The organism is Kordiimonas gwangyangensis DSM 19435 = JCM 12864, from assembly GCF_000375545.1.
In the GTDB taxonomy this organism is placed as follows: domain Bacteria; phylum Pseudomonadota; class Alphaproteobacteria; order Sphingomonadales; family Kordiimonadaceae; genus Kordiimonas; species Kordiimonas gwangyangensis.
In genome coordinates this window covers 210,099-232,349 of sequence record NZ_AQXF01000006.1, presented here as the reverse complement: position 1 = coordinate 232,349, position 22,251 = coordinate 210,099, and the positions used below count along the sequence as shown (strand labels likewise).

The following is a 22,251-nucleotide window of genomic DNA, read 5'->3' as shown; positions in this document are numbered from 1 at the left end:
CCGGATAATCGACCCGGTCTAGTCGACGAGCGATGCCAGCTTGCGCGCGACAGCGGCCACGGCTTTGAGGCGGGCGCCGATCTTGTCCATGCGGGCGAAGTAAACAAGCTTATGGTCGGGCCGGAGCTTGGCGGTGGCACCGGTCGAGGAAATGAACTCCACAAGGCCCGCCGGGTTCGAGAATTTGTCACCGCGGAAGGAGATGGTCATGCCCTTCGCACCTGCCTCCAGCTTGTCGATGCCCGCGCGTTTGGCATGGCCCTTGATGATCATGATGGCGGCAAGCTGCTTCACCTCGTTCGGCAGCGGGCCGAAACGGTCGATCAATTCAGCGCAGAAACCGTCCACATCCTCGCGGGTGTCAAGGTCGGCAAGGCGGCGATAGAGCGCCATACGCTGCGTGAGGTCGGGCACGTAACGCTCGGGGATCATGACAGTGGCGCCAAGGTTGATGGTCGGCGACCACTGGGTGTCTTCATAGTCATCGTCGCCAGCGCCGCCCGCCCGCGCCTCGGCAACCGCTTCTTCAAGCATTTTCTGGTAAAGCTCGACCCCCACTTCCTTGATGTGGCCCGATTGCTCGTCACCCAAGAGGTTACCCGCGCCGCGAATGTCCATATCGTGGCTCGCGATGGTGAAGCCAGCGCCAAGGGTATCAAGCGCCTGCAATACCTGCAGGCGTTTGTCGGCATTCTCGGTCACCAGCCGGTTGGCTGGGGTGGTGAGATAGGCGTAAGCGCGGGTCTTCGACCGGCCCACGCGGCCACGAAGCTGGTAAAGCTGCGCGAGGCCGAACATATCCGCCCGGTGCACGACCATGGTATTGGCGGTGGGGATGTCGATCCCGCTTTCGATGATGGTGGTGGATAAGAGCACATCATACCGCCCTTCATAGAAGGCGGTCATCACGTCCTCAATCGCGGACGGTGCCATTTGCCCGTGGCCGATGACAAATTTGACCTCCGGCACATGCTCCTTGAGGAAAGTGGCGGCTTCTTCGAGGTCTGCGATGCGCGGCACCACATAGAAGCTCTGTCCGCCGCGGTAATGTTCCCGCAAGAGCGCTTCGCGCACCACAACGGGGTCGAAGGGCAGCACGAAGGTGCGCACCGCCAGGCGGTCCACCGGTGGTGTGGCGATGATACTGAGGTCACGAATGCCGGACATGGCCATTTGCAGCGTGCGCGGGATGGGTGTTGCCGTCAAAGTCAGCACATGCACGTTGGCCTTCAACTCCTTCAGCTTTTCCTTGTGCGCGACACCGAAATGCTGTTCCTCATCCACGATCAGGAGGCCGAGTTCCTTGAACTCGATGCCCTTGGCCAGAAGCGCGTGCGTGCCGATGACGATATCCACCGTACCCTTGCGCATCTCTTCCTTGGTGGCCTTGGCTTCCTTCGCGCTCACGAGGCGGGAAAGCTGTGCCACGCGCACTGGCAGGCCTTTGAAGCGTTCAGTGAAATTGAGGAAATGCTGGCGCGCGAGCAGAGTGGTGGGCGCGACCACAACAACCTGATGCCCGGCCATCACGGCCAGGAAAGCGGCCCTCAGCGCCACCTCGGTCTTGCCGAAGCCCACGTCACCACACACCAGCCGATCCATCGGACGACCGGAGGAGAGGTCAGCCGCCACTTCACCAATGGCGCGGAGCTGGTCGTCTGTCTCCTGATAGGGGAAGCGGGCGGCGAATTCGTCGTAAATGCCCTCGGGCGGCGCAATGCGCTGGCCTTCCCTTAGCGCGCGGGCAGCGGCAAGCTTGATGAGCTGGCCCGCCATCTCGCGGATGCGTTCCTTGGCCTTGGCCTTGCGCGCCTGCCACGCCACACCACCGAGCTTGTCGAGCTGGGCACCGGCATCCTCGCCGCCAAAGCGGGAGAGCACCTCGATATTCTCAACGGGTACAAAAAGCTTGTCGCCGCCATGGTAGATGACGAGCAGGCAGTCATGCGCCGCGCCTGAGACAGTGACTGTTTCCAGCCCTTCGAAGCGGCCGATGCCGTGGCTCGCGTGTACCACCATGTCGCCGGGCGCAAGCGCGCTGGCTTCCTTGAGGAAATTATCCGCGCGTTTGCTGCGTCGCGCCTTGCGCACCAGCCGGTCGCCGAGCACATCCTGCTCTGAGATAACGGCAAGGTCGCTGGTCTCGAAGCCACGTTCGAGCGGCAGCACGGTCACGGCGATGCTGGTCTTGTTCTCGCGCCGGATGTCTTCCCAGGTCTCGGCCAGCCCCACGGGCATCAGGCCGTGGTCTTCAAGCACACCCTTGAGGCGATCGGCCGCCCCCGCCGAATAGCTCGCGAACACCACACGCTTGCCCGCCGCACGCAGCGATTTCACATGGTCGCGCACCGCGTCATAAACATTCACCTCGCGGTTGTTGCGCTCAGGGCCAAAGTCGCGGCCCTGCCGCGCACCAAAGCTTAGCACATTGATCGCGGGCGGTTCCTCGAACGGGGTCAGGCGGCGGGCGTTGCGCTCGTCCTGTTCATTCTCCCATTCGTCCGCACCCAGATAGAGAAGCCCGCTCGGGATCGGCTTGTAGGGTGGTGTGGTGATGGATTTGTTCGTGCGCGCAATGTCCCACGCTTCCTTGCGCGCGGCATAATAATCGTCAACCGCCTTGAAACGCTCAGCTGCGGCATCCTCCACCTGATGGTCGAGTGTGAAGACCGGTGCATCAAGATAATCGAACAGCGTTGCCATTTCTTCATGGAAGAAAGGCAGCCAGTGTTCGGCACCCTGGTATTTGCGGCCTTCGCTGATCGCCTCGTAAAGCAGGTCATCACCCTTGGCTGGGCCGAAGGTGTTCACATAATTGCGGCGGAAACGCTCGATACCCTTCGCGCTCAACGAAAATTCGCTGGCGGGCTTCAGATGAAGGCGTGGTGCCTTGCCGATCGTGCGCTGGTCCAAGGGGTCAAAACGCCGGATGGTATCCAGCTCATCGCCGAAGAAGTCGAGCCTGAGCGGGCTTTCCTCACCGGGCGGGAAAATATCCAGCAGGCCGCCACGCACGGCAAATTCGCCCGGCTCCATCACCTGGCCCGAACGGGTATAGCCGTTGGAGGCGAGAAACTCGGTCAGGTTGACCATATCCACCGTGTCGCCCGGTTCGGCGTGGAAGGTGGCACCGGCGACCGCATCGGGGCTCGGTACACGCTGCAACACGGCGTTCACGGTGGTGATCACGAGAAGCGGGGTCTTGAGCCTACGGTTCGTCAGCCGCGACAGCGCCGCCATGCGCTTGGCAACAATGTCGCCCTGTGGGCTGACCCGGTCATAGGGCAGGCAGTCCCACGCCGGGAACTCGACAATCTCGAGCCGGGGCGCGAAGAAACGCACCGCGTGCCTCAGCGCCATCATGCGGCCATCGTCGCTCGCCACATGCAGCACGGCCTGCTTGGCCTCCGCAAACGCGCTTTCCGCAAGGGTCGCAAGCAGCATGGCATCATAGCCACCCGGCACGCCCGAGAGGGTAAGCGGCATTTCAGCGCTGACAAGCTCCTTGAGGTGCTGCATGGTGGGTGTCCTGCCTCAGCGTGCCTTGAGGGTCATGAAATCGAGCTTCTGCAGCCGGTCCATCATCTCGCCCTGGAAGGCTTCCGGCACATTTTCGCCCTTCGTTACCCAGCCGAGGATCTCATGGTCCTGCTCTTCAAAAAGCCGCTCGAACCACGCGCAATCATCCTCCGAGAAACTGTCGCCAAACGCCTCGACAAAATTGCCGAAGATGAGGTCCAGTTCCTTGATGCCCCGGTGCCATGCCCGGAACTTCAGGCGCCGCCTGCGGTTCTCAAGGTCCAGGTCGCCGTGCGGATCATAGGTGGATTTCTGCATCGCTCGTGCCTCTGTCGGTATGATTATGATTGCCCGATTGCTGGGCGGCACACCATAAGCTAAGGTCTGGGCTCGTTAAAGCAAAACTTCGTATAAATTCAAGGGGGACTGCGGCCTTATGCGGCCTGAGGCGCTGTTTGATTATTTTAGCGATATTGAACGCCTGCCGGGCATTGGCAAGCGTAACCGGCAGGCGATTGAAAAGCTTGCGGGCACCCGTACGCGCGATCTGCTTTTCCATCTGCCCACCGGGCTGATTGACCGCCGCTATCGCCCCACGGTTGCCGCCGCCACGCCGGGCAGTATCGCAACGCTCGAAGTCACCGTTGAAGAGCACCGCCCCTCCCAGAACCGCCGCGCACCTTACCGTGTGATATGCCGGGATGCCTCGGGCGAACTGACGCTCGTATTCTTCAACGCACGTGGGGATTATCTCCGGAAACAGTTACCTGAAGGCGAAGTGCGGCTGATTAGCGGCAAGGTGGAGCATTATCTGAGCCAGGTGCAGATGACCCACCCGGATTATATCGTCGCGCCCGAGAATGCGGCTGAGCTGCCTGCGGTCGAGACCATCTACCCGCTCACCGCCGGGCTGTCTGGCAAAATCCTCCGCAAGGCCATCCTCGCCGCGCTCGAGAGTGTGCCTGACCTGCCCGAGTGGCAGGAGCCAAGCGTGGTGGCGCGCGAAGGCTGGATGCCGATTTTGGATGCCCTCCATGCCATCCATGAGCCTGATGGGCCCGAAGACCTCGCACCCCGCAGCAAAGCGCGGCGGCGGCTGGCGGCAGATGAACTGCTGGCGAGCCAGCTCGCCCTCGCCATTGTGCGCGAACGAACGCGCAAGAAGCGTGGTCGCCGCCTTCAGGGCAGCCGCCATATCCGCGACCGTATCCTCGCTGCATTGCCTTATAAGCTGACAGGCGACCAGAAAACCGCGCTGGATGAGATTGTGGGTGATCTGGAGAGCGACCGCGCCATGCTGCGCCTGCTGCAGGGTGATGTGGGCAGCGGCAAGACTGTGGTGGCGCTTCTGGCCATGGCCGCAGCGGTGGAGGCAGGTGTGCAGTGCGCGCTTCTGGCCCCCACCGAAATCCTCGCGAACCAGCACCTGGAGACCCTGCAGCCGCTCGCGGAGAAGGCAGGGCTAAGGATCGCGCTCCTGACCGGGCGCTCGAAGGGCAAGCCCCGGCAGGCGGTGCTGGAGCCTTTGGCGGCGGGCGAGATTGACATCCTCGTCGGTACCCATGCGCTTATTCAGGGTGATGTTGCGTTCAAGGACCTCGGATTTGCGATCATTGACGAACAGCACCGTTTTGGCGTGCAGCAGCGCCTCGCGCTCGCGGGCAAGGCGTCGGCGGGCATTGACGTGCTGGGTATGACCGCGACCCCGATCCCGCGCACACTCACGCTCACGGTTTACGGTGACCTCGATGTTTCCCGCATTATGGAAAAGCCACCGGGGCGCTTGCCGGTCGATACGCGTGTGGTGGCGCTGGACCGTATCGCCGATGTGGCTGCCGGTATCCAGCGCGCGGTGGCATCCGGCGCGCGTGCCTACTGGGTGTGCCCCTTGGTGGAAGAAAGCGAGAAGCTTGATATCGCTGCGGCGGAGGAACGATACGCCAGTCTCAAGGGCATGTTCGGGCCGCGTGTTGGCTTGGTGCACGGCAAGATGAAGGGCGCGGAGAAAGACGAGGTCATGGCCCGCTTCCAGCGCGGTGAGATCAGCGTGCTGGTGTCTACCACCGTCATCGAGGTCGGCGTGAATGTGCCCGAAGCCACCATCATGGTGATCGAGCAGGCCGAGCGTTTTGGCCTTGCGCAGCTTCACCAGCTTCGGGGCAGGGTCGGGCGCGGCAGCGGCAAATCAAGTTGTATCCTGTTGCGCGCCAACGAGATCGGCGAGGTTGCCCGCGCGCGCCTCAAGATCATGCGCGAGAGCGAGGACGGTTTCTTGATTGCGGAAGAAGACTTGCGGCTGAGAGGCGGCGGCGAGATTCTGGGCACCAAACAGTCTGGCCTGCCGGAATTCAGGCTGGTGGACTTTGCCGAACATGCGGACCTCATTGAACTCGCCCGTGACGACGCCCGGCTGATCATCAACCGGGACCCGGAGTTGAAGTCAGAACGCGGGCAGGCGCTTCGCCACCTGCTGTACCTTTTTGAGCGCGACGAAGGGGTGCGCCTGATGCAGTCGGGCTAACGCAGGTGGGCCGCCTGCGCGAGTAGCTGGTCACAGGCCTTGAGCACCGCAGCGCGGTTCTTGGCAGATTTGATCCAGCGCGGCAGGCGCGACACATAGGAGGCGTTCATCCAGCCGTTTTCCCCCTCGCGCCGTTCCCTGAGGCCCGCAGCCACAAAGGCACGAAGGTCCGCCAGTTGCTCGACATTCTGGGCAAAGATTTCACCGTAGCGCGTTTCCTGAATGAGGAAATAGGTGCAGCCGAAAATCGGGTCACTTGGCGACGCTGTTGCCGCAATGGCCTCCCAGCTGAGGGCGTGTACGTGCACCTCACCACATTTCTGGCATGTGATGCGGGTTTTGGTGGGGCGCACGGCGTCATAGCCACGGCGGCTGAAATCATGGTCCACCGGGGCGGCGCAGCTCGGGCATTTGGGGGTCCAGCCGCCTTCAAGGCTTGGCACAAACATGCCGTACCATGGCCCGCCTTGCCCGGGCCGGTAGGCCGCATCACCATAATGCTCGGAGTTCGGGTCCGCCCATGGGTTATAAGCCGTATGCGCGCATGCGGGGCAGGTGAGGCGACCGCTGCGCACCTGCGCGCCGCCGCCACATTTGGGGCATTTCACCAGATAGTCGGTGCCGTAAGCGCCCTTGTCGCGCCCGCTTTCCCTGTGCCGAATTTTTTCCGTCATCATCATGACCCGATTGACTAATTTGGCATGAGCCTATTTCACTTGGTGTGACAAATTCAAACGGGAAGTGATCGATGGCTTGGGAAAAAGAACTGGAAGAGAAGAAAAAGCGCGAATCCCTGGCCGAGCAGATGGGCGGTGACGAGAAGGTTGCGCGCCAGCATGGCCGCGGCAAGATGGATGTGCGCCAGCGTATCCACAAGATGGCCGACCCCGGTTCTTTCCGTGAAATTGGCAAGCTTGCCGGCAAGGTTTTTTATGGCCCGGACGGGGAGCTTGAAGACTTCAAACCCGCCAACTTCCTCTTTGGCCGGGCGGATATTAACCGCCGCCCCGTGGTGCTGACGGGCGATGACTTCACCGTGCGTGGCGGCGCGGCGGACGCCGCCATCTGGCGCAAGGCCGTGCTGGCGGAGCAGATGGCGCATGAATACAAGCTGCCGCTCATCCGGCTGATTGACGGCACCGGCGGTGGCGGCAGCGTGAAAATGCTGGAGGACATGGGCCTCACCTACGTGCCGTACCTGCCGGGCTGGGAACATGTGGTTAAGAACCTCGACAGTGTGCCGGTGGTGGCGCTTGCGCTCGGTTCCGTTGCCGGGCTTGGTGCCGCGCGGGTGGCGGCGAGCCACTATAGCGTGATGGTGCGGGGCATGTCGCACATCTTTACCGCCGGGCCTGCCGTGGTGGCGGCGATTGGCGAAAACTTGGATAAGGAAGCCCTTGGCGGCGCGGACATTCACGGCCGTAACGGCACCGTGGATGATGTGGTGAACACGGAAGAAGAAGCGTTTGAGGCTGCAAAACGTTTCCTTTCCTACCTGCCGTCGTGCGCGGGCAGCCTGCCGCCGCGCGGTGAGACGACGGACGGTGTTGAACGCCGGGATGAGAGCTTGCTTGACGCTGTGCCGGAAGATCGGCGCGCGGCCTACTCGATGCGCAAGATTTTGAACACGGTGATGGACCGCGGCAGCTTGATGGAAATTGGCCGCATGTGGGGCCGCAGTTCGATCACCGCACTTGCGCGGCTGAATGGTTGGCCGGTGGCGGTGATCGCCTCGGACCCGTCTTTCATGGGCGGCTCATGGTCGGCGGATGGTGCGCGCAAGGTGGAACGTTTTGTGAAGCTCGCCAACACCTTCTCGCTGCCCGTGGTGCATTTTGTTGACAACCCCGGTTTCATGATCGGGCTGGAGGCCGAGAAAGCTGCCACCATCCGATTTGGTGTTGAGGCGCTGAACGGCATCTATAAATCCACCGTGCCGTGGGCCAGTGTGATCATCCGCAAGGCCTACGGTGTGGGGGGCGCCGCCATGAGCGACCACAGCCGCTTCCAGTACCGTTTTGCCTGGCCGTCAGGCGACTGGGGCAGCCTGCCGCTTGAAGGCGGCATCGAGGTTGCCTACAAGGCGGAGCTCGAGAAAGCCGAAGACCCGGCAGCGGCGCTGGCGGAGATCAAAGCGCGGCTCGATAAAGTCCGCAGCCCCTTCCGTACCGCCGAAGCCTTCATGGTCGAAGATGTCATAGACCCCCGCGACACCCGCCCGCTGTTATGTGAATTCGCAGACCTCGCGCAGGGGAAGATGGCGGTCGGTCAATAACCGCGGCCCATGAGTAATCACTATACACGTTTATTTGGCGGTATGTTTTTCTAACCAAGCGACCACGGTCTTGCGGAGCTGTGCGTAGGCTGCAGCTTCGTTCAGGAAGCGGTTCCCAATGGTGTCGTCCAGAAGGACATGTGCTCCATATATCCTTTCGATATCTAGATACTTGCCCATGTCTTCTTCCGGAGAAGGGGATAGCTGAAAGCTTATATTGTATAAATATTTAACGACTTTTTCTAATCGGACTTCACCGGCAATACCTCTCGCGAACAATATACGAGCAATATGAAACGCAGCATCTTTTTGGCTGAATGGCGTGACATCAAACTCTCGGCATACTTTTTCAAAAAGTGGCGTGAGTTCCTCGTATGGAAGGTCTTCGCCGAAAAATAACGCGTTCAATGACTCGGTGAATGTCCCATTATTCAGCACAAAGTTCACTGTTTCCATCAGATATCCCCGGTCGAGACGACCAACAATGTGCAGTGCATATGCGTCTTTCAGGTCCAAAGGATGCTTAAAAAAGGTCTCTAACATTTCAGTTCCGATGATGCTGATTTGGGCCTGTTAGATAAAGTACACATTTCTGAGTGCCAAAGCTTACGCAGGAAAATATTCGATTTGCCGAGTGCGGGCTACCCATATGCTTTCGCTCCCTGTTTGAAGCCTTCCAGCGCCTTCACAATGGTGTCGCGGTTTTTGGCGGCTTTGATCCATGCGGGCAGGTTGGTGAAGTAGCTGTGCCAGCCGTGCTCGGCCTTGAATTCACGCAAGTCTGCGCTGACGAACTGCAGCAGCGCTTCGGCGTGGGCGGTGTTGAACACAAAGAGGGTGCCGTCGCGCAGGGTTTTCTGCAGGTATAGCTCGCAGCCGAAGGCGGGGTCGCGGGCGTCATGGCTGCAATAGGCGGGGCGCCATACGGCTGCGAAGCCGCTGCCATGCCCGCAGCCTTCGCAGGTGAGGGTGATGTCACGCGGCAGGTTGGCGGCGTTTGGCCGGGTAGAAGGGGCTGCTAAGTCCTTACCGCAGCTTTTGCAGGTGTAGCGGAGCGGTGTGCCGTCCTTGAGTTCCAGCACCGGTTTCACTTTGCCGAACCAGTTTTTGACGCCGGCCCCGGTCTGGAAGTTCCCTAGCAGGGCGGTGGCACGCTGGGGTGCGTCTTTCGCCTCGATACTCGTGTGGCAGCCGGTGCAGGTGAGGCGCGTGCCGCGGATAAGGGCGGCGGCACCACATTTGGGGCAGCGGACCAGAAATTCAGCCGTGAAGCTTGAAAGCGCCCAGGCTTTCCCGCTGTCTTCAAAGCGTGTGGCGTTTCCGGTCATTTATGCCCCTGATCAGCCGATGGCTTTCTCGTAAACCCGGTAGGTTTTGTAAATCTCGCAGCCGATTTCCTCTAAGATCGAGATCATGCCGTCGTTGTCCTCCAGAATCCAGCCGAGTTCGCCGAAGGTGGCGCCGCGGTCGACCACATTCTGCTGGCTGACCCTGATCATCCACATGGCCATGGCGGCACCGAGCGGGCCTTTCTGGAACTTCTTGCGCACGCCCATCAGCGGCACGCGGCAGCGGTCTTCACGCCCGTTCATCATGCGGTACATCAGCTTGAAAATGCCGAAGGGGAAGAGCTTGCCGTCAAGATCGCGGATTTTGTGGTTCACGTCCGGGATGGTGAGCATAAAGGCCACCGGTTCGCCGTCATATTCGCAGATATAGGTGCGGTAGGGTTTCACCACCGGCTTCAGGCCCTTGGCGCCGTGCTCCACCTCATGTTCCGTGAAGGGCACATAGCCCCAGTTTTCCGACCATGCCTCGTTATAGATATCGAGGATGGTGGCGACCTCGGCGTTGAAGTTTTTCATGTCGATCGGGCGCATGGTGACGCGTTTGTTCTTCTCGGCCATTTTCACGATGCGCACCGCGCGCTCGGGCGGCGGCATGGTGAGGTCAAGCCGGAAGGCGTGCATGTCCTTGGCTTTGTCAAGGCCGTGTGCCTTGATCCAGGCATCATACTCGGGCCTGCCATGGGGCATCATCACACAGGGCGGGGTGTCGAAACCGTCAATCAAGGTGCCGACTTCCTCCGCGGTGGAGAAGGACCAAGGGCCTTGCATGCGTTTCATGCCGCGTTCGGTGAGCCACGCCTGCGCGTTCGTGAGCAGCGCGTCCGCGACTTCTTTCGTGGTGGCTTCAAAAAAACCGAAGTGGCCGAGGTTCGGGCCCCATTTTTCCTGCGCGAGGCTGTCGATCTGCGTCGAGACACGGCCGACAAGCTTGCCGCCCTGTTCTGCCACCCAGAGCGCGACCTCGGCATGTTCATAATAAGGGTTTTTGTCGGGCCTCAGCGCATCCATACGCTCCATCGTCAGCGGCTGGATCCAGTTCGGGTCATCCTTGTACACCTCGCGGGTGACATTGATGAAATCCTTGATGCCGGCATTGTCGGTGATTTGGCGGATGGAAATGCTGCTCACGGTATGTCCCTTGGGCTGAATGGGGTTTGAACTTTGCATAAAGTAGGGGGGAGAAAATGCAAGCCTAAAGCAGGCGCGTGCCGTTTGGCACGGCTTGCGACGGGGTGATGAGCACCGCGCGGCCATTCTCCTCAAGTGTGGCGAGGGTCAGCACCTCAGACTTTACACCAGCTACCCGCTTGGGCGGAAAATTCATCACGGCCAGGACTTGGCAACCGGGCAGGTCTTCAAGGACATGCGCTTCAGTGATCTGGGCAGACGTGGTGCGGATGCCATACTCGGGCCCAAAGTCTATGGTCAGCACATAGGCGGGCTTGCGCGCCTTCTCATTGGGCTTGGCGCTGATGATTGTGCCGACACGCATATTGACCCTGAGGAAGTCGTCAAAGCTGATCTCGTCCATCACGCAGCCTTTCGTTTTTTGACCGTGCCAAGTTTGCCAAGGGCTTCTGCGTCATCATGGCTGAGGCCAAGCCGCACGATGATAAGGAAAGCGAACGCGAAACCAGCGATGGCAGCTATTATACCAACGGGGGCAGGCCATTTGGCGCTGACAGGCACAAGGGCCATCAACGCGCCAGTGGTGAGCATGGCAACAAAAAGTGGTCGGGCGATTTGCCTGTCGTAAGGCCATAGCTTGAAAAGGAAATGCCCCTCAAGTAACCCCAGCAGCGCCGTGACATTGAGGCCGGTGGCCGCAGCAATAGCCGCGCCTGTGACGCCGTATTGAGGAATAAGCCAAACACCAAGGCCAAGGAGTGCGGCAAGGCCCGCGAGGCCGTTGATTGCCGGTAACAACCGGTGGCCCAGCATCTCCACAATCGCGGACGAAGGGCCTGTGGCGGCTTCAATTACGCGGCCAAGGCACAGGATGGCGATGGCAGCGGCGGCGGCCTGAAACTCAGGGTCCATTGTTGCGAGAATGTCATGCCGTGCCAGCACGAGCGCACCGCCAAAGGGCAGGGCGAGGCAAATGGAAAGTCGGGTCGCATAGGCGTACATGTCATGAAGCGCGGCGCGGTCACCGTGGCCGTCTTTCTCCGCGGCCAAGGGGGCCATCACGTATTCGAATGTCATGCGCACAGCCTGCAGTGCGCTCGCGATCTTGCGGGCAACCGCGTAATAGCCACCCGCCGCGGCACCTGCTGCACCCGGCAGCAGGAAGTTGAGGAACATGACCGGAAACTCGCTGAAAAGCTTCTTGATCGTATTCGCGGGCATGACAGAGGTGCCGTAGCTGCGCATCTCCTTGGCCAGGGGGCCGGTAAGCGGCGCGCTGAGCACAGCTTTCAGATTATAATGTTTGGCCACGAGGCGGAGCGCGAGACCGGCCGCAAGCACGACGCTGACGAGGTGCGCGAGGAAAAGGCCATAGGTCATATAGCCGAGCATGCCAAAGGCGACGGCAGCGATCAGCCTGAGGCCCTGTTCGTAGAAGATACGCACGCGGATTTCAGGCCCAAAGGTACGGCGTGCGCGGATGGCGGCGGTGGCGACCTCAACCATGGTCCAGAACGGCAGAACCCAGACATAAATGCGGATGACGGTGACAAGTTTTTCGGCGTCGGCGTCTGCCGCGCTGATGAAGCCTGCGAACGCTGGGGCCGCAAGAAAGCCCGCGATAGCAAGGAACGTAGAGACGAGGAAACTAAGCTTGATGGCGTGGCCTGCAACGAGGTTTGCCTCATGGTCATCGGCTTTTGGTACAAAGCGTTGTAGCGCCGTTGTCATCGCAAGGTCTGAAAACGCGGTCGAGACCTTGATATAGCTCCAGAGCACGGCAAAAAGGCCGAAAGTGCTGGCCCCGTATACCCATGTGAACACGATGACCGATACAGCTTCAACCAGTGCGCCCAAGCGGCCAAGGAATGCAAAACCTGCACCGCCCGCGACACGCGCACGGTGGCTGTTGTCATGCTCGGGCTCAGTGCTCACTCAGCTTGACCTTTTCGGCGTGACCGGAACTGCGGGCGACCTTCTTCCGTGTAGAAAATAACGCTGTATCCAAGCAGCAGGAATAGAAGGAACGGTGCCCAGGCGGCAAGGAATGGTGGTGCCACGCCGAATTCACCCATGGCGCGCATGAAGTTGTCCGCAACAAAGAAACTGAAGCCAAGCGCCATGCCGAAGACCACGCGGATGGCAAGGTTGCCTGCGCGTGTCACACCAAAGGCGGCCACAGCTGCCAGAAGCGGCATCAGGAACGTTGACGCGGGTCCGGCAATCTTGTGAAGGAAAGAGGCCATCAAGCGATCCGTTGGCAAGCCGTCTTTTTCAAGCTCCTGCATGGAAAACCAAAGGCTTGTGAACGGCACATGGTCAGGCTTGACCGTGAGCGCAAGGAAGCGTTCCGGCCGCGTCGGCATTTCCCAAATTTGCGTGGGGTGGATGGTCAGCGCGTGGGTTTTGGTGTCGAAGCGGCGCACCTCGTGCAGTGTCCATTCACCGTCCTGATACCAGCCGAAGTCAGCGCGCACCATGCCGGTCAGTCGGCCAACATTATCGCGCTCGAATAGGGAAACTTTATCCAGCACGACGCGGTTGCGAATGCGGCTAACCGCTTCCACAAGGACAATGGTGTTACCTTCCTTGAGCCAAACGCGACCGGCGAGGCCCTCGTTGGGTGGCAGGTCCACGGCATAGTCGTGCGCTTCCCAGTATTCGAGTTCGGCGTTGGCTTTCACGACAACTGTTTCGTTGAAAAGGAAGTGCGCGGCACCGATGATCCCGCTTGCGATGCCAAGCGGCAGCAATATGCGGTGAGCGGACAGGCCGCTCGCCTTCATGATCACGACTTCGCTGTGTTGGTTCAGCGTTGCAAGCGTGAGCAGTGAGGCCAGAAGGGCCGCAAAGGGCGTGAACTGGCTGATGAGCTGTGGCGCACGCATGCTGACGAAAGACACAAGCGAAACCCAGCTCGCGCCTTCCGCGGCCATGATCTCGTCAGAGACGGCCATGAGCACAAGAAGTTGAAGGATAGCGGTCAGGCCGATAAGGATACCGAAGAACCGGCCAAGCTGCATGCGCACCATGTAGCGTGCAAGGGTACGTGACGGCACAATCATCCGGCGTAGGTTGCGGAATATTTCCATTATTCGCTAACCCCCATGACTTTCTTGGACAGGCGCTTGATGGGCCCGCTGATGAAGCCCCAAGCTTTGTCAATCCACGCCAGAGGCTCACCGCCAACCTTGAACGCGGCGATGCGGAAGAAAAAGAAACTGAGAGCAGTAAAGATGGAGAACAGCAGCCATGTGCTGGCGTAAGGCGATGCACCGTTGGAGACAGCAGTTTCCATCGCTTCCATGAATTCGTTATAGAGAATGAGGAGCGACAAGCCGATCACAATACCTGTGCCTCGCCCTGTACGTTTGTTGGTCAGCCCCATCGGGATAGCGAGGAACGGCAGCACAAGGAAAGTCAGGCTGTGCATCACACGCCAATGGAAGTTGGCGTTCATGGCATTGAGCTGCTGTACCGTGAGTTCCGGGTTATATCGTTCACGGTTCAATTCCGGCAAAGTCAGTTCCAATTGCTCACCACCACGGTCGCGGAAGGTTTCCTTGGCGGGCAGGGTGACGGTCAGGTCCTGCTGATCAAAGCTCAAGACGCGCGGCTTATTCGGGCCTTCGTTGAGGTCCACCAGCACGCCGTTATAGAGCCGGAGCAAGATGGTCTGGTCATCCTCTGTCGCGTAGAAACCACCACGTTCAGCGGTGACGGAGATGGTGTTGTCCTTGTCGCGGCGCTCAAGGAATATGCCGATGAGCTCGGCACCTTGCTTGCGGGATTCCTCGATCATGAGAGTGATGTTGTCGCCTAGGTCAACAAATTCACCCACACGGATGCTGGCGCCTAGTGCGCCGCTTCTGAGATCGAACACAAGGTTGCGGTAGGCATAGCGACCATAAGGCTGAATCCAGCCGACGAGGACTGTGTTGACGATCATCATCACAAGCGCGAGGAACAGCACTGGTCGGACAAGGCGCGGTAGACCTACGCCTGAAGAGACGATCGCGTCATACTCACTTGAAAGCGAAATCTTACGGAAGGCGAGGAGTGTGCCCAGCAGCAGGCCTACTGGCAGAGCAAGACCAAGATAATGCGGTATCTGGTTCGCAAGCATGCGGAATACCACTTCAACCGGGCCGCCCTGATTTACGACAAAGTCGAACAGCTTCAGCATGCGCTCAAGAATGAGCAAAAGTGCTGCTATCCCAAGGGTCGTGAAAAGGGGCCCCAATATCTGGCGGATTACATATCGGTCGATGCGTGTGAACATGCTTTGGCGCTACACCTGTTGAAGGGCTGTTGCAAGTGACTTTTGCATATCATTCAATCGCCTAACGTGGCAAAACCATGTTGGTCTTATACCGAATTTACTCGGGAGGGGACATATTTTCGCCACCATCGAAGCCCATTTCGATCATAAGCAACTGGGCTTCGGGGCTAAAAGCCTGGAGAAATATATGTTGGGTAAAATACGTACGGTTCTGAGTTTGGCGATTATTGCAGCAGCAGCGACGCCAGCACTGAGTTTTATTGAAGATCCTGTCGCGCTTGAGCATGACATGGCGAGGTGTGCCGATGGGCAGACGGGCGCCGCTGTTTTGGTTCGCATCGAGGACTTCAAGGATACCGAAGGTAACGTGAGGGCGCAGATCTACGGCTCCGACCCGGATGATTTCCTTGAAAAAGGCAAAAAGCTGGTCCGTGTCGATGTGCCAACAGTAGGCGACGGACAGGAAGTGTGTGTACCACTTCCCGAGCCGGGCACCTACGCGCTTGTCATCCTGCATGACCGTAACTCCAATGGAAAAGCGGACTTCTTTAGCGAAGGTTTCGGCTTCTCCAATAACCCGAAACTGTCGCTTGGACCGCCAGACGCGAAGGACGTTATGTTCGATGCTGCGGCGGGCACCACTAGAATGACCGTCACTCTTTCCTATATATTTGGAGGTGACGAGGAGAATAAGGACAAGCGCAGGCAGCTTCGGCGCCGATAGGCCTTGTGTTACAGATTTGCTAAAATCCGCATTTGGGTTTATAAGGCGGCGCAACAGGCGCAATCTGCGGCATTTTGAAATTCGACCGCCGAGGCAGTGACGCGGGCCTCGGCTGTTTTTGTATGGAGCACCACGTCTCGTGAATGTGGATCGTGAAAATATCATTTCCGGCACAGTGGTGCCGCTGGTAGCGATTATCTCAAATCCGAAAAGTACAACAAATGCCGCACGTATCGACGCGGTACGCAAGGTTGTGGATGAGAGCCCGAATGTGGTTCACTATGAACTTGATGGCATTGACTCCATTCCTGCTGCACTTGAGCTGTTCGCCCGCGCCAATCCGGCCGTTTTGATCGTAAACGGTGGTGACGGCACCATCGGTGCAGTGCTTGCCTCGCTCCTTCATCGCAATCCGTTCACGGTAACGCCACCAATAGCTTATCTGCCTGGCGGTAAGACCAACATGACTGCCGCTGACCTTGGCTTCAAAGGTCGCCCTGAGCGTGTACTCAAGAAGCTGATCGCACTCACCAACGCTGGCAAGTTGCCTGAGCGCCTTACACGCAAGCATCTTATTGAACTTGATATGGGTGATGGCGAGCCGCTGAAGGTTGGTACCTTCTTTGGTACGGCGGGTATCGTAAAGGGCATCGAATGGTGCCGCGCTCATGCTTACAATATGGGGCTGCCAAACGGCCTCGCGCATTTCATAGCGATCAGTAAGTTGATCCTGTCGGCGTTTGGCTTCGGTCGCGACAAGACCCTGATGGTCTCCGATCCGATGCAAATCACGGTGCCGGGTAGTGGCCGCCTTGGTGGTCAGTTCGCCGTTGTTACTGTCACCACGCTTGACCGTTTGCTTCTGCGCCTCAAGCCATACGGCGATGAGGGCAAGGGCGGGCTGCGCTTTTCGGCGGTCGAGGCAGGGAGCAGTAAAGTTTTCCGTGCCTTTAAGGGATTGGTAACCGGAAACTATGGTAAAATGACCATAGACGGTGTGCATACGCGCCGTTCAAATGAAATTCGCATCGAAGGTAGTGATCCGGTAACACTTGATGGGGAAATATATTACCCTGTTCCGGGAAAACCGATTACTCTGAGAGGCGACCGGACGCTGACTTTTGTGTCCCTAAGGTAAGAAAACAATGGCTGCTGATCCAAACAAAGAAATTCAGGACTTCATCCTTCAGGAATGGCGCCGTAAAACCCCGCAAGAAGTTGTTGTCGCTGCTGAGGAAATTGCAGCGAAATATAACGGCGCAGTAGCGGGTATCCTTTTTTATGGCTCTTGCCTGCGAACCGGTGAGATTGAGGACAAGATCCTCGATTTCTACGTGATCGTCGATAGTTACAGCAAAGCATATGACAAGCGCTGGCTGGCGATCGCCAACCAGATTTTGCCGCCAAACGTGTTCTATCACGAGACCGAGGTGGGTGGCGTAACTGTGCGTTCCAAGTACGCCGTACTGTCGCGCGCTGACCTGTCGTTCCGGGTGAAGCCGGAATGCCTGAACGTGTCTGTGTGGGCGCGTTTCTGCCAGCCGTGCTTGCTGATGCTGGCGCGCGATGAAGAAACGAAAAAAGAGATCGCCACCGATATAAGCCAAGCCGTGAAAACCATGCTGGGCAACTATCTGGACCTTGTGCCGCAAGCCAAAGAATCGCGTGACCTGTGGGTTGGTGCGTTTGAGCAGACCTATTCTGCCGAGTTGCGCTCGGAACGGTCCGGTAAAGGCCTTGAGATTTATCTTCTGGATCAGGACCGCTACGATGCGCTCACCGCGCTTGTCGAGGAAGTCCTGAACGTGACACCAGACCCGTTCCCGCCGCTCAAGCAACCCTCGCGGACCGAGCGCCTTGCTCCCCGCCTTCGCTGGATGCTGCGCCGTTGGAACGGTAAAGCTGTCAGCTTCCTGCGGCTCGTGAAAGCGTCGATGACGTTCGATGGTGGTATTGATTACCTGGCATGGAAAATCAAACGCCATTCAGGTGTGGAAATTAACGTGACTGACCGTATGCGCCGCCGCCCCGTCCTGTCTGGCATTCGCTTGTTCTGGGGCTTGAAGCGCAAGGGCGCGTTCAAATAAGCGGAATAGCAAGAGTCTGAACAAAAAAGGCGCCAAAATGGGCGCCTTTTCTTTTTCCTTCAACCGACCGTTCATTACGGTTTGAGTTCAAGGCCAATCTTGTTCGCGGTGCGGATGAAGCGGGCGATGATTTCGTCAATTTGCTCGGTGGTGTGCTGCGCACACACGCTGACCCGCATCAGGAATACGCCTGAAGGCGTGGCTGGCGGCGCTGCCATGTTGGCGTAAACACCTTCAAGAAGCAGATTTTCCCAGAAACGGGTGCCGACCATTGGGTCAGGCAGATGCACGGCGATAATCGGGCTTTGCGCTTCAGGCGTTGCCAAGTGGAAGCCGGCCTTCTTGAGACCTGTGTGCAGACGGCGCGCGTTTTCCCAAAGGTGAGCCCGGCGGTTGCTGCTGCGCTTGATGGCCTCAATTGCTTTGGTCGCGCCCGCAACAACACTTGGCGGCAGGCTGGCTGTGAAGATGTAAGGGCGGCTGACAAAACGCAGTACGTCAAACTTCGGGTGGTTTGATACGGCGAAGCCACCGACTGTTCCAACGGATTTGGAGAACGTACCAACATAGAAGTCGACAAGGTGTTCGACGCCAAGCTGTTCTGCAACGCCGCGGCCGTTCTCGCCACAGAAGCCCATGGAATGTGCTTCATCTACGAGGGTCATGCAGCCGTACTTCTTGGATACTTCCAAGAGCTCCTTAAGCGGCGCGGAATCGCCAAGCATTGAATAGATGCCTTCAACTACAACAAGCTTGCCTTTATCGGCAGGCAGCCGCTTCAGGCGGCGCTCAAGATTGTCAGGATCATTGTGCTTGAAACGAACGATGGTGGCATTGCCCATGGAACAGCCATCATAAATTGAGGCATGGCTGTCGGCATCGATGATCACAAAGTCATCCTTGCCACCCAGAGCCGAGATCATCCCAAGGTTCGCCTGATAGCCTGTGGAGAATACCATGCAGTGTTCCATGCCGTAAAAATCAGCGATGGTTGCCTCAAGGGCTTTGTGGCCGCCGTAGGTACCGTTCAGGACGCGGGAGCCAGTCGTGCCGGTACCGAAACGGTCAATGGCATCCTTGGCTGCTTCAACGGCTTCCTCGTTGAAGGTCATGCCCATATAGTTGTTGGTGCCCGCAAGAATGGTGCGGCGTCCGTCGATAACGGCCTCGGTCTCGGAGATGATTTCTTCCATCACCACTTTGAACGGGTCAGCCTTTTCAAAAGGCAGTGATTCACGCAGCGCTACGGTCGCGTCAAATTTATCCAGAAGATCCACGGTTTATCAGCCCTCGTTAGAAATTTTCTCTACAGCATTGGCAACATGCTCAATGGTTTCGAGTTCGGGCAGGAGATTGAGCGGAAGTACGATATCAAACTCGTCCTCAATGTCAGCCACAAGGTCCATCACCGTGAGAGAATCGAGTTCGAGGTCGGAGGCAAAAGTAACATGTGGTGCGAGCTCGATGCCTTTCTTGTTAAGTGGGGCAATCAATTCATAAATCTTTTCAATGATTTGCTCGTTAGCCATTCTGTTTGCCTACCTGCGATATGTTTTTGGGACCAAAAGTTCAATCCCGTCTTATATCGGGGTGAACGCAATCATAAAAGCCCGTTTTTTCGATACCAGTCGATGGTGTCCTCTAGGCCCGCTTTAAGGTCAAATTGAGGCGACCAATCCGGGAGCTGTGGCCGACGTGAAGCGCGGACTGTCCAGTCATTATGACAAAGATATCGCGCGGTTGACAGCGTTAGCATTGCAGGTCGTCGAATGAGCTTGGCAAAAAGGCCATTGATAAAGCCTATGAAGCCCAAAGCAGCAAAGGGAACGGGAATAACTGTTGGCGTCTTGCCATCGTCAGATGCCAAAGCTTTTGCGACATCTCCCAAAGTATAGCCTGACGGCTTGCGGTCATCGATTTCGATGATTGCCTTTTCATTGCCGGGTTTTGCGAGTGCCACGAGCGCCTCAGCCATGTCAAAGGCATGGATCATGGAAAAACGGTTCGTACTGCTACCGGGCGCTGGCAGAAGACCAATGCGGGTTGCCTTCAAAAGTTTGAGGATCTCCTTGTCGCCTGGGCCATAGATGGCCGGTGGGCGAACAATGGTCCAACTGAAGGGCCAATCACGTGCAGTGAGCAGTAATTCAGAGGCGGCTTTGGATGCGCCATAATCACTAAGTTGTGGTTCACGCGCGGAGAGGGACGAAACGTGGATGAACCGGGATACACCAGCGTCAGCTGCAGCTCGCAGCACGTTTTTTGTTCCGCCTACGTTCACATCAAAGAAAATATCCCGTGACAGGGCTTTGGTGAGCGCTGCGATATGAACAATCGTATCGGCACCTGCGGCGAGCTCCATGAGAGCAACGGTGTCGTCGAGGTCACCTTGGACCCATGACACGCCTTCGCGCTCGTCCTGAGCGCGGCGCGTGAGTGCACGCACACGAAAGCCTGCGTTCAGGAAACAGCTGATGGCGTGCTGCCCAAGGAAGCCGGTCGCACCCGTGAGGGCAACGGTAGGCTGAACTTCACGCACCGCTGCGGTTTCGTTCATGCTTGAATAGCCCTAGCTAGCCAGTGCCTGCAGGTGACCGGACAGATACTGGTTGCGGGCCTTTACCCGGCTCAGTTTGCCACTCGATGTGCGGGGCAGGGAGCGTGGTGGTACAAGCTCGATCATGCAGTTGATACCGGTCGCTTTTTGGATATGACGCTTGAGGTCTTCCACAAATTTGAGGCGGTCAGCAGGCTCCGAGAAACGGCACTGGGCGAGGATCATCGGAACCTCTTCAGCGTTTTCGCCGGGTACCGAGATGGCAGCCACATCACCAGTTTTTACGCCAGGAAGCTGCTCCGCAGCCCACTCGATATCCTGTGGCCAATGGTTGCGGCCGTTCACGATAATCATATCCTTTGCGCGGCCAACGATATAGATGCAACCGTCTTTCATGTAGCCCATGTCGCCTGTGTCGAGCCAGCCTTCAGGGCTTAGCACTGCGCGGGTCGTCTCAGGGTCATTGAAATACTCTTTCATGACTGAGGTACCGCGCAGGAATACACGGCCAACTTGCCGCTCAGGCAGGGCCTTGTCGTCATCGCTGCGGATTTCGATGTCGTATTCCGGCAGTGGCACACCGCAGTTCACAACTTCACGAACGCGGGCATCCTCGCCCTTGCCATTCACAAGCACATGCTTGTCGCCGGTGAGGGCAGCTTCTTCAACAAGGTCAACCTCGATGCCGACACCAACACGGCCAAAACTCACGCCGAGTGTACACTCAGCAAGGCCATAGCTCGGCAGGAAAGCTTCCCATTTGAAACCAATGGGTTCAAAGGTTTCATAGAAGTGACGCAGCACGTCAGGGCGGATCATCTCCGCACCACACCCTGCAACGCGAACCGTCGACAGATCGAGATCTTCAAGCGCACTGGAGCGCAGCGCAGCACGGCGCGCGCAGATATCAAAGCCGAAGGTCGGGCTATAAGTGATAGTGCCCTTATTGCGGCTGATAACACGCAGCCAGCTCAGTGGGCGGCGGGCAAATTCTTCAGTCGGGATAAAGTCAACCGACACCTGGCATGTCATGGTCGTCAGGAGCGTGCCAACAAGGCCCATGTCATGATAGAACGGCAGCCAGGACACGCAGCGATCGTTCTCGCCGATGCCTACGCCATGATACGCCATGCCGTGGGTATTGGAGAGAAGGGAACGGTGTGTCACGGAAACGCCGTGTGGGAAACGTGTGCTGCCCGAGCTGTACTGAAGGTAAGCCAGATCGTCGGTCTTTGGGAGGCGAAGTTCACCTTTGCCTTTGGCAGCCATGTAGTCTTCGTAGGAACCCTTGAAGCGCAGCGTGATGTCCGCGGTAGCTTCCTCAACAATTTCTGACATGAAGGCAGGCGCCATAAGACCATTGGCATCACAGCTTTTCATCTGCATCTGGAGTTGGGAAACGTAGCCGTCTTTACCACCGAAGCTTGTCGGCAAGGGCAGGGGTACAGGCAGTACACTAGCGTACTGGCAGCCCACAAAGAAGGCGACGAAATTGGCACTGGTTTCAGCGATCAGGGCGATGCGGTCACCGGCCTCGAAGCCCATAGCCACGAGTTTGCGACCAATAAGCTCAGCGCGGTCACGCACCTCTGCCCAGGTAACAGAATCGGTCAAGTCACCGCGGGCATTATAGAAATTTGCACCACGCTGACCTTTTGCCGCGTACTCAATCGCTTCTACGAGCGTATCAAAATCCGCATACCGCCGCTTGAGCGTGGGATCTTGTGTAGGCGTCTCTACCTTCATACCGTTGGCTTCAACCATAATTGTCCCGGCTTACTTTAGCCGGACCCTACAAAAACAACAATA

General features: G+C 58.1%; 19 protein-coding genes. 5 read left to right on the top strand and 14 right to left on the bottom strand.

Translation table 11 applies throughout. The features are described 5' to 3' along the window. Positions 1–18: 18 nt before the first annotated feature. Together mfd and B150_RS0117260 are read right to left on the bottom strand one after the other, a co-directional pair. Positions 19–3,519 carry a transcription-repair coupling factor gene (mfd, locus tag B150_RS0117265; RefSeq protein ID WP_020401201.1) on the bottom strand — a complete coding sequence of 1,167 codons (3,501 nt, stop codon included), beginning with the start codon at positions 3,517–3,519 and terminating at the stop codon, positions 19–21. 15 nt (positions 3,520–3,534) lie between these two features. Continuing rightward, positions 3,535–3,837, bottom strand: a complete 303-nt coding sequence (locus B150_RS0117260) for an FAD assembly factor SdhE (RefSeq protein WP_020401200.1) — start codon at positions 3,835–3,837, stop codon at positions 3,535–3,537. A 118-nt stretch (positions 3,838–3,955) separates the two neighbouring features. Between B150_RS0117260 and recG the strand changes: the two genes are divergently transcribed. Continuing rightward, complete coding sequence (recG, locus tag B150_RS0117255) at positions 3,956–6,040, top strand: ATP-dependent DNA helicase RecG (RefSeq protein ID WP_020401199.1); 2,085 nt, start codon at positions 3,956–3,958, stop codon at positions 6,038–6,040. Here the strand turns inward: recG and B150_RS22720 are convergent. Next, positions 6,037–6,714, bottom strand: a complete 678-nt coding sequence (locus B150_RS22720) for a hypothetical protein (RefSeq protein ID WP_162139719.1) — start codon at positions 6,712–6,714, stop codon at positions 6,037–6,039. The genes recG and B150_RS22720 overlap by 4 nt on opposite strands. A gap of 74 nt (positions 6,715–6,788) precedes the next feature. Here B150_RS22720 and B150_RS0117245 point away from each other — a divergent pair, with 74 nt between their 5' ends. Further along, positions 6,789–8,315 (top strand): acyl-CoA carboxylase subunit beta, encoded by a 1,527-nt coding sequence (locus tag B150_RS0117245; protein ID WP_020401197.1) that lies wholly within the window; start codon positions 6,789–6,791, stop codon positions 8,313–8,315. 30 nt (positions 8,316–8,345) lie between these two features. Here B150_RS0117245 and B150_RS0117240 read toward each other — a convergent pair whose 3' ends face one another. The 7 genes from B150_RS0117240 to lptF form a co-directional block, all read right to left on the bottom strand. Continuing rightward, positions 8,346–8,858 carry a hypothetical protein gene (locus tag B150_RS0117240; RefSeq protein ID WP_020401196.1) on the bottom strand — a complete coding sequence of 171 codons (513 nt, stop codon included), beginning with the start codon at positions 8,856–8,858 and terminating at the stop codon, positions 8,346–8,348. Between the two features lie 98 nt (positions 8,859–8,956). Then, positions 8,957–9,643, bottom strand: coding sequence for a calponin homology domain-containing protein (locus tag B150_RS22715; RefSeq protein ID WP_020401195.1), 687 nt, complete (start codon positions 9,641–9,643; stop codon positions 8,957–8,959). A 12-nt stretch (positions 9,644–9,655) separates the two neighbouring features. Next, positions 9,656–10,792 (bottom strand): hypothetical protein, encoded by a 1,137-nt coding sequence (locus tag B150_RS0117230; protein ID WP_020401194.1) that lies wholly within the window; start codon positions 10,790–10,792, stop codon positions 9,656–9,658. A 64-nt stretch (positions 10,793–10,856) separates the two neighbouring features. Continuing rightward, the gene (locus tag B150_RS0117225) at positions 10,857–11,195 is read right to left on the bottom strand and encodes a tRNA-binding protein (protein ID WP_020401193.1); all 339 of its coding nucleotides are present in this window, start codon (positions 11,193–11,195) and stop codon (positions 10,857–10,859) included. Beyond that, complete coding sequence (locus tag B150_RS0117220; protein WP_020401192.1) at positions 11,195–12,727, bottom strand: lipopolysaccharide biosynthesis protein; 1,533 nt, start codon at positions 12,725–12,727, stop codon at positions 11,195–11,197. The genes B150_RS0117225 and B150_RS0117220 overlap by 1 nt, the downstream gene beginning before the upstream one ends. Beyond that, positions 12,724–13,884, bottom strand: coding sequence for an LPS export ABC transporter permease LptG (gene lptG, locus B150_RS21705; protein WP_020401191.1), 1,161 nt, complete (start codon positions 13,882–13,884; stop codon positions 12,724–12,726). Before lptG ends, B150_RS0117220 begins: the two co-directional genes overlap by 4 nt. Further along, complete coding sequence (gene lptF, locus B150_RS21700; RefSeq protein WP_020401190.1) at positions 13,884–15,074, bottom strand: LPS export ABC transporter permease LptF; 1,191 nt, start codon at positions 15,072–15,074, stop codon at positions 13,884–13,886. The genes lptG and lptF overlap by 1 nt, the downstream gene beginning before the upstream one ends. 187 nt (positions 15,075–15,261) lie before the next feature. Between lptF and B150_RS21695 the strand changes: the two genes are divergently transcribed. The 3 genes from B150_RS21695 (at position 15,262) to B150_RS21690 (ending at position 17,885) form a co-directional block, all read left to right on the top strand. Further along, positions 15,262–15,798: a DUF2141 domain-containing protein gene (locus B150_RS21695; RefSeq protein WP_020401189.1), complete on the top strand. Its 537-nt coding sequence runs from the start codon at positions 15,262–15,264 to the stop codon at positions 15,796–15,798. Positions 15,799–15,937: 139 nt separating this feature from the next. After that, the gene (locus B150_RS0117200) at positions 15,938–16,936 is read left to right on the top strand and encodes a diacylglycerol/lipid kinase family protein (RefSeq protein WP_020401188.1); all 999 of its coding nucleotides are present in this window, start codon (positions 15,938–15,940) and stop codon (positions 16,934–16,936) included. Between the two features lie 7 nt (positions 16,937–16,943). Further along, positions 16,944–17,885 (top strand): hypothetical protein, encoded by a 942-nt coding sequence (locus B150_RS21690; RefSeq protein ID WP_020401187.1) that lies wholly within the window; start codon positions 16,944–16,946, stop codon positions 17,883–17,885. A gap of 74 nt (positions 17,886–17,959) precedes the next feature. Here B150_RS21690 and spt read toward each other — a convergent pair whose 3' ends face one another. The 4 genes from spt to B150_RS0117175 form a co-directional block, all read right to left on the bottom strand. Beyond that, positions 17,960–19,162, bottom strand: coding sequence for a serine palmitoyltransferase (spt, locus tag B150_RS0117190; RefSeq protein WP_020401186.1), 1,203 nt, complete (start codon positions 19,160–19,162; stop codon positions 17,960–17,962). A 6-nt stretch (positions 19,163–19,168) separates the two neighbouring features. Then, complete coding sequence (locus B150_RS0117185) at positions 19,169–19,414, bottom strand: acyl carrier protein (RefSeq protein WP_020401185.1); 246 nt, start codon at positions 19,412–19,414, stop codon at positions 19,169–19,171. A 71-nt stretch (positions 19,415–19,485) separates the two neighbouring features. After that, a complete protein-coding gene (locus B150_RS0117180; protein ID WP_020401184.1) occupies positions 19,486–20,442 on the bottom strand; it encodes an NAD-dependent epimerase/dehydratase family protein in 957 nt (318 codons plus the stop codon). Positions 20,443–20,454: 12 nt separating this feature from the next. Next, the gene (locus B150_RS0117175) at positions 20,455–22,206 is read right to left on the bottom strand and encodes a fatty acyl-AMP ligase (protein WP_020401183.1); all 1,752 of its coding nucleotides are present in this window, start codon (positions 22,204–22,206) and stop codon (positions 20,455–20,457) included. Between the last annotated feature and the right edge of the window lie 45 nt (positions 22,207–22,251).